The 7,960-nt window shown below is 66.1% G+C and carries 8 protein-coding genes; all 8 read left to right on the top strand.

All coding sequences use genetic code 11. The features are described 5' to 3' along the window. Window positions 1-339, top strand: a 339-nt coding sequence (locus VFV09_01415) for a Rieske 2Fe-2S domain-containing protein (GenBank protein HEU4866361.1), incomplete at its 5' end; no start/stop codon positions are given. A 4-nt stretch (window positions 340-343) separates the two neighbouring features. Further along, on the top strand, window positions 344-1,747 hold the full coding sequence (sthA, locus tag VFV09_01420; GenBank protein HEU4866362.1) for a Si-specific NAD(P)(+) transhydrogenase: 1,404 nt from the start codon (window positions 344-346) through the stop codon (window positions 1,745-1,747). Further along, window positions 1,744-4,341 (top strand): AAA family ATPase, encoded by a 2,598-nt coding sequence (locus VFV09_01425; GenBank protein HEU4866363.1) that lies wholly within the window; start codon window positions 1,744-1,746, stop codon window positions 4,339-4,341. The genes sthA and VFV09_01425 overlap by 4 nt, the downstream gene beginning before the upstream one ends. 102 nt (window positions 4,342-4,443) lie before the next feature. Then, window positions 4,444-5,175 carry a PRC-barrel domain-containing protein gene (locus VFV09_01430; GenBank protein HEU4866364.1) on the top strand — a complete coding sequence of 244 codons (732 nt, stop codon included), beginning with the start codon at window positions 4,444-4,446 and terminating at the stop codon, window positions 5,173-5,175. Window positions 5,176-5,213: 38 nt separating this feature from the next. Continuing rightward, window positions 5,214-5,615, top strand: a complete 402-nt coding sequence (locus tag VFV09_01435) for a hypothetical protein (GenBank protein ID HEU4866365.1) — start codon at window positions 5,214-5,216, stop codon at window positions 5,613-5,615. Then, complete coding sequence (locus VFV09_01440; protein HEU4866366.1) at window positions 5,612-6,214, top strand: hypothetical protein; 603 nt, start codon at window positions 5,612-5,614, stop codon at window positions 6,212-6,214. Before VFV09_01435 ends, VFV09_01440 begins: the two co-directional genes overlap by 4 nt. Then, window positions 6,211-7,113, top strand: a complete 903-nt coding sequence (locus VFV09_01445) for a peptidoglycan-binding protein (GenBank protein HEU4866367.1) — start codon at window positions 6,211-6,213, stop codon at window positions 7,111-7,113. The genes VFV09_01440 and VFV09_01445 overlap by 4 nt, the downstream gene beginning before the upstream one ends. A 263-nt stretch (window positions 7,114-7,376) precedes the next feature. Next, window positions 7,377-7,960, top strand: a 584-nt coding sequence (locus tag VFV09_01450; GenBank protein ID HEU4866368.1) for a tetratricopeptide repeat protein, incomplete at its 3' end; no start/stop codon positions are given.

The following is a 7,960-nucleotide window of genomic DNA, read 5'->3' on the forward strand; positions in this document are numbered from 1 at the left end:
TCCTCGGTCCCCGTCGAGCTGGCCCACAAGGCGGCCCGGGACGTTCTCATCGCCAAGACCACCGACCGCACGCTGGAGGACATCTCTCCCGGCCACGGCGGGCTGGTGACGCTGGAGGGCAAGAAGACTGCGGTGTACGTCGAGGAGAACGGGACCCGCCACTTCCTGTCGCCCCGCTGCCAGCACATGGGGTGCACGGTCGACTGGAACGACGGAGACCAGTCGTGGGACTGCCCGTGCCACGGCTCCAGGTACCGGTACGACGGCAAGGTGTTCCACGGACCGGCGAAAAAGGACCTGGATGCGGCCGATATCGACCCCCAGCGTTATTCTGGGTAGCCGAATGTCTGAATCTTTCGACTTCGTAGTAATCGGCTCGGGCCCCGCCGGTGAGAAGGCGGCAGCTTTGGCTGCCTACTTCGACAAGCGGGTCGCCATCGTCGAACGCAACGAGATCCCGGGCGGCGTGGTAGTTGCCAACGCCGGCGTCCCGACCAAAACCCTTCGTGAAACCGCCCTCTACCTGACCGGCTTTCGCCGCCGCGACGTCTACGGGGTCCACCTGGAGCTCGACGCGGGGGCCACTGTCGAGCGTCTCCGCAGCCGCACTGAGGAGGTCATCGCCACCATGGCGGCCGCGGTCAGGGACAACATCGAGCGCCACGGCATCGCACTCATCCACGGCGAAGCCCGGCTGGCCCCCGGCCGCAAGGTTGTCGTCGCCTGCCCTGACGGCTCTGAGCGCACCCTGGAGGCAGGGCGCATCCTAATTGCCACCGGCTCCCGCCCCTACCACCCCCCGGGCATCGCGTTCGAGGACCCGGATATCTACGACTCGGAGGAGATCGTCAAGGTCGACCGCCCGGTGCGGTCCACAGTCGTCGTAGGCGGCGGCGCAGTGGGCTGCGAGTACGCGTCGATCTTCACCGCGCTGGGTGCAGAGGTATGCCTGGTGGACGGCGCCGACCGGCTGCTCCCCTTCCTGGACCGTGAGATGTCGGGGCTGGTGGCCGAGGCGTTTCGGGCCTTGGGGATGACCGTGCACCTGAACGCCGGGCACGCGAAGGTCGGCAGGGACCACGAGGGCCTGCGGGTCGAACTGGGCGACGGCGCGGTGATCCGGCCGGCCCAGGTGCTTATGGCCGCGGGACGGGCCGGCAACAGCGAGTGCCTGAACCTGGCCGAGGTCGGTATCGAGGTCGACAAGCGCAACCGCATCCTGGTCGACGAGAACTTCCAGACCACCGCCGAGGGGATCTACGCCGCAGGCGACATCATCGGGCCGCCGGCACTGGCCTCGGTCTCGATGGAGCAGGGCCGGGTGGCGGCCTACCACGCGCTGGACACGCCGTTCGAGAACGTCGTGGCCGAGGTAGCTCCGTTTGGCGTCTACTCCATCCCCGAGGTCGCCATGGTCGGCCTGACCGAGGAGGCGGCAGCCGAGCAGGGCATCGACTACGAGGTCGGCCGGGGCTGGTTCAAGCGCAACACCCGGGCCAACATCGCCGGCGCCACCGACGGGCTGGTCAAGCTGGTCTTCCGCAAACAGGACCGGGTGCTGCTGGGCGTCCACATCCTGGGCGACATCGCCGCCGAGCTCATCGCCCACGGCCAGATCGCGGTGCAGCAGAGGCTTCCCATCGACCACTTCGTCCTGTCGACCTACAACGTCCCGACCTTCAGCGAGGCGTACAAGTACGCCGCGTACGACGGCCTGCAGCGGCTGAGGGGAAAGGTGATCCGGTGAGCGACCTACCCACCGGCACGCTGACCTTCGTCTTCGCCGGGGTCGAGGCGCCGGCCGACCTGCGCCAGAAGATGGGTGCAGCGTTCGACGAAACCATGTCCGGCGCCTACGAGCTGGTCTCCGAGAACCTGTCGGACGGCGGCGGAATCGCCATGCCGACCGAGGGCGACTCGCTGTTCGTTGTCTTCCCGACCGCCCGCCGGGCGGTCGACGGCGCGGTCGCCGCTCAACGAGCCCTGTCCGAAAAGGCCCCCGACCTCTCGGTCCGCATCGGAATCCACACCGGGGAGGCGCGGGTTGTCGGAGGCGACTACCGGGGGATCGACGTCCACCGGGCCGCCCGGGTGGCGTCGGCAGCGCACGGGGGCCAGATCCTGGTCACCGACCCCACCCGCCTGCTGGCCGAGTCGGCCTCCGGCGAGACGGCCTACTTCCTGGACGTCGGCGAGCACCGGCTGAAGGACCTGGAGAACCCGGAGCACCTCTACCAGGTGGGCGCACCCGGCCTTAGGGCCGACTTCCCCCCGCCCCGGTCGATGCAGTCCCGGCCGACCAATCTGACCACGCCTCCCAGCACGTTCATCCCCCGCTACAAGGAACTCGGCGACATCAAGCAGATGGTCAAGATCAACCGCCTGGTGACCCTCACCGGCCCGGGCGGGACCGGCAAGACCCGGCTGGCCCTGGAGACCGCCGCAGAGCTGCGGGAGCACTTCGACGACGGGGTGTTCGTAGTCTTCCTGGCCGGCCTGGCCGACCCGAACCTGGTGCCGGCGAACATCGCCCAGGCGCTGGGGCTGCGGCAGCAGGGGCTGACTCCCATCGGCGACACGGTCAAAGACCACCTGGCCGGCAAGCAGATGTTGCTCTACCTCGACAACTTCGAGCACCTTCTTCCGGCCGCCGGCTACGTCGCCGAGCTGCTGGATGCCACGACGGACCTGAAGATCCTGGTCACCAGCCGGGCGGCGCTGAGGCTGGCGTCGGAGCAGGAGTACCCGGTCCCGTCGATGACCATCCCTCTGGCCGAGGACGTCACTGCCGAGGCCCTTGCCGACTCGGAGGCGGTGGAGCTGTTCGTCCAGAGGGCTCGCCTGGTCCAGCCCGACTTCCAGCTCACCGACGAGAACGGCCGCGCGGTGGCGCAGATCTGCCGCAAGCTGGACGGCCTGCCGCTGGCCATCGAGCTCGCGGCCGCCCGCATCCGCCTGCTCGACCCGCAGGACCTGGCCAACCGGCTGGACAACAGCCTGGCCCTGCTCACCGGCGGAGCCCGGGACCTCCCGGCCCGCCAGCAGACGCTGCGGAACACCATCAAGTGGAGCTACGACCTGCTCGACCACCGGGAGCAGTCGCTGTTCTACAAGCTGGGCGTCTTCGCCGGCGGGTTCACCCTGGAGGCGGCCGAGGCACTCTCCGGCAGCGACCTGGTCGATGAGCTGGAGCATCTGGTCGAGCAGTCGCTCCTCAAAGCCGAGTTCAAGGGCAGCGGGACCCGCTACTGGACGCTGGAGCCGGTGCGCCAGTTCGCCAACGAGCTGATCGACCGAAGCCCGGCCGCAGCGCAGATCCGGGAGTCGCACGCCGCGCATTTCGCCGAGCTGGCGACGACCGCCCAGCCGCTGCTGCAGGGGCCCCAGCAGCTGGAGTGGCTGTCCCGCCTGGACGACGAGAACGACAACCTGCGGGCGGCCATGGCGTGGGCGCTGGGGGCCGGTCGGGCCGACATCGGCGCAAAGCTCGGCTGGGGGCTGTGGATGTTCTGGTGGCTGCACGGCCATCAAGAAGAGGGCCGGAAGGCGATGGAGGCCTTCCTCGAGAAGGAGTTGGACGACCCAGACAGGTGCATCATCGTCGGCATCGCCGGAGCGATGGCGCTGGTTCAGGGCGATCACCGCCGGTCGATCGAGTACATGAAGGAGTGCATCGCCCTGGCCAGACAGCTGCAGGACTACCCCCGCCTGGCGTTCGGCCTGCACACGCTGGGGCTGGCCTCCCTGAACGAGCCGGACCTGGAGACCGCACAGGCGAGCTTCGAGGAGGCTCTGCCGATGTTCCTCATGGCCGGCGACAAGCTGATGGTGTCGGGCATACGGACCCACATCGGAACGGTGGCCCTGATCAAGGGCGACCTGGACGGTGCCGAGGCGTCGATGAGCGAAGCGCTGGTGCTGGCTAGGGAGCTGGGCGACAACGTGAGCACGTACTTCGCCCTCTACAACCTGGCGCAGGTTGCTTTGAGCCGGGAGGACTTCGAGAAGGCCGGCCCGCTGCTGGCCGAGGGCCTGGCGCTGGCCGGAGAGGTCCAGGACCAGACGAACCTGGCCTACTACCTGGAGGGCTGGGCGATAGTCCTGGGCCACCGGGGAGAGGCGGAGATGTCGGCGAGGTTGATAGGGGCCTCCCTGCACCTGAGGGAAGAGGCAGCGGTGGCGGAGTACAACTACCTGACGCCGTCGAGGCCGCTGTACGAACGAACGGTCGACGCCGTCAAAGCGAGGCTGGGAGAGGCCCGCTTCGACGAAGCGCAGAAAGAAGGCCGTGCGATGACGTTGAGGCAGGCCGTCGCTTACGCGCTGGAGGCCGCCAGGTAGGGCCCCCCGCTCCGAAACTGTTGCCTGGCCTACAACCTTCCGAAGTTCCCTGCGCATTCCGGGAAAGGAAGCGATGTAGGCCCACGGCAGAAAGGAGCGCTCATGCTACAAAGCGCTAAGGAGCTTCGCAGCACCCATCTCCAGGCCATTGACGGCGAGATCGGCCCTCTTGACGATCTCTATTTCGATGACTTCGAGTGGAAGGTGCGATATCTGGTCGCGAATACCGGAAGCTGGCTCTCCGGCCGGCGCATCCTTCTGTCACCTCTGGCAATGACCGGAGCACCGGATGCGAACTCTCACATTCACATGAATCTCACCACCAAACAGATCGAGCAGAGCCCCAGGGTCGACGAGGCAAAGCCGGTTTCGAAGCAGCAGGAGATCGACCTGCACTCCTACTACGGGTGGAACTACTACGGTTTTGGTCCGGGAATCAGCGGGACATACTCGCAGGACTTAGATGACCCGCCCGGGGACGCCAAAGGAAAGCACGCCGAAGACACTCACTTGCGCAGTGCAAAGGAGGTCTCCGGGTACCGGATCAGCGCAAGCGATGAAGAGCTGGGGCATGTGGAGGACTTCATCGTCGACGACATCACGTGGGAAGTGCGCTACATGGTGGTGGACACCGCCCCTTTGTGGTTCGGCAAGAAGGTGCTCCTATCCCCGTTATGGATCCAGCAGGTGGATTGGGGCAACCGCAGGGTGGGGGTATCCCTGACCGCCGGCGACATCAAGGAAGCGCCCGAGTGGGACGGCCTGACGCCGATAGAGCCGGATTACGACGAAAAACTCTTCATCCACTACAGCAGATCCACCTACGTCGTTTGATCTTCCTGAGACAAGGAGTCAACCGGCTATTCGTCCTGATGGCGGCACTGGGAGTCTTGCTCGCCGGCTGCGGAGACGGAGACGAGCTGACCGTTCCCTCCGCTCCGCCGATTCCCTCGTGGATCGTTAGCGTGGAACCTCGACCGAATGCGGAGAGTGCCACATTTCGTCGAGTCGAGGTAAAGCATGAAGTTCTGACCGACGGCGAAAACGTCCGGCTTTTCATCGACGGCACTGACGTCACCGCCTACGCCGAGTTCGGGCGCGAGGACACAGTCGGAGGTCCGGGACTCCTGGTGTACGACTTCGAGCAGGCCAGGGACTTCGTGCCGCTTGAGCCGGGCCCTCACACGGCGAAGGTAGAGCGGGTGAGACTGCCCGGTCCCGGGGAGCAACTTAAGGCCCTGGACAGCTACTCCTGGTCGTTCACAATTCAATGAGGCGAATCCTGCTGCCGATAGTCGTCGCCGGCGTGGCACTTCTCGCTGCCTGCTCGCCGGTGGAAGAGGAGACGTCCGGGGCGCCTGAGACAAAGGGCTCCGCCTCTCCCCTGAGCCCTGCTCCATCGGCCTCCGCCGGCGCGGCCGAATGGAGGTCGTGCCGGCATCCCGAAGGAGTCGTGGTTTCCTATCCCGCGGACTGGAACACCAACGCGGCGGGGAGCCTGCCGCCTTGCAGTGCCTTCGACCCGGAGCCTCTTCAAAACGAGGGCCGGGAGTCCTTCGACTCCGCGATCCTTCTCAGCATTGAAGACGTGGACTTTGCCGCCGTGGTTGAGCCGGACGCCACCTCGGGCGAGGTGGTGGACCGCCGCGAGACCGTAGTGGACGGGCACGATGCCGTCCGCATCGAGAGCCGGTCAGAACCCAACCCCCTTGCCCCCGAGGGGATGCGGAGCACCCGCTGGTTCGTGGTGTTCGGGCGGGATCGAACGTTGTCTCTGGTTGCGCACGACGTGGGACCTGACGATGACTACGAGTCCGAGCAAAAGGTGCTGGACGAGACGGTAAACCGCCTTGAACTGCCTTCAGACCTTTGACGAAGTCGAATCGGGCGGCGGCCTGGACGATCGTCGTGGTCGTGTCGGTAATTCTTCCGGCGCTTTTCGTGCAACCGGCCCGCGCCCAGTCCCTTCTGCTGTTGTGGTCGAGGGGGCCCGACGTGGCGGAGTGGCAACAAAAGCTGAACGGCGTGCGGGACGAGGACCTTTCCGTGGACGGCATCTACGGTCCGCTGACCGCCGAGGCCACCAGGGAGTTCCAGCGGAGCGCCGGCATCGATGTGGACGGCGTGGTAGGTCCCCAGACGAGGGCCGCAATGAGAGGGAACGCCGGCCCGGCCGACGGCGTTTTGAGCAGAGGTGACACCGGAGCCGAGGTGAGACAACTCCAGTCCCGATTGCATGCACTCCGGTACTGGGTGGGGCCGATCGACGGCATATTCGGCACGTTGACCCAGCAGGCCGTCACCGCATTCCAGAAGGTCAACGGCCTTCCGCGCACTTCGAGGGTGGATTCGGCGGTGCGGGCAGCCCTGGCCGCCCCTTCCGCACCCCCGACCTCCAGCAGAGGTCCGGGTCAGGTTGCCGAGGTGAACGAGTCGCGGCAGGTGTTGCTGGTGGTGGACAACGGCGCGGTCCAGCACATATTCAACACCTCTACGGGGACAGAAAGGCCGTACACCTACGAGGGCCGCGAGTACCTTGCCGACACGCCCAACGGGAGCTGGACCATCTACCGGCAGATCGACGGATGGCGAGAGTCCAACCTGGGAAGGCTCTACCGGCCGAAGTACTTTCATCAGGATGGGATCGCCATTCACGGATACCCCAACGTGCCGGCACACCCGGCCTCCCACGGTTGCGTGAGGGTAAGCATGGCCGCAATGGACTACCTGTGGGGGAGGCTGCCGATTGGAACCCCGGTTCTCGTCTACTGAGGGAATTCTGCAGTGACCCCAGGTCGTTTCCCGGATGGACCGTTGGGTACATTCAACCGATCGTGGGATTCGCGCTGGCCGCCCAGGCAATACGCCAAATCCTTCTTCCGGCGTACCTGATCGTGGAGGCGAGCGGAAGGGCACCCCCGCATACGCCGCGCTGGTCAACAGACCGCCGAAAAGCGGGCTGGAGGCTCCTTTTGCACCAACAAACCCCGGTTTGAGTACTTAAGACGACAGAAATCCTGCCGATAGAAAAAACCATGACCAAAGGGGAGAACCCAGACCCGATCCTTCAGCGCGTCCGCGCCCTGATTGCCGCGAAGCGATACGACGAGGCGATGCTCGACCTGAGCCTCGCGGAGGAGTCGGCCGAGGTGCGCAACCTCATGGGCCTGGTCGCACTGAAGCGGCGGAAGTTCAAGCAGGCGGAGGAGTTCCTTCGGCGCGCCCTGGAGCTGGACCCCGACCACTACGAAGCCATCAACAACCTCGGCCTGGCGGTCGCCCGGCAGCGGGGACGCAGGCGGGAGGCCATCGACATCTTCACCCGGGCCTCCGAGCTCAACCCATCGGGCGGAGCCGCCAACGAAAACCTGCATGAAACCACAAAACACTGGCTGCAGAGCGCCGGGCTGGTCGCGTCGTTCCTGGTCTTCCGGATGATCAGCACCGCGTGGATGAAGGAGGGCTGGCAGGGGATGTGGAACCCCTGGATAGTCGGCTCGGTGGCTGCAACTGCTATCGGTGTCGCCTACCTGGTCTTCCGCAAACGGCGCAACGATCTCCCGGAGCGGGCCCGGCTGCTCCTCGACCGGGAAGCGGACCGTACCCGCCGCGCCCGGAC

This window comes from Actinomycetota bacterium, assembly GCA_035759705.1.
Lineage (GTDB): Bacteria > Actinomycetota > CADDZG01 > JAHWKV01 > JAHWKV01 > JAJCYE01.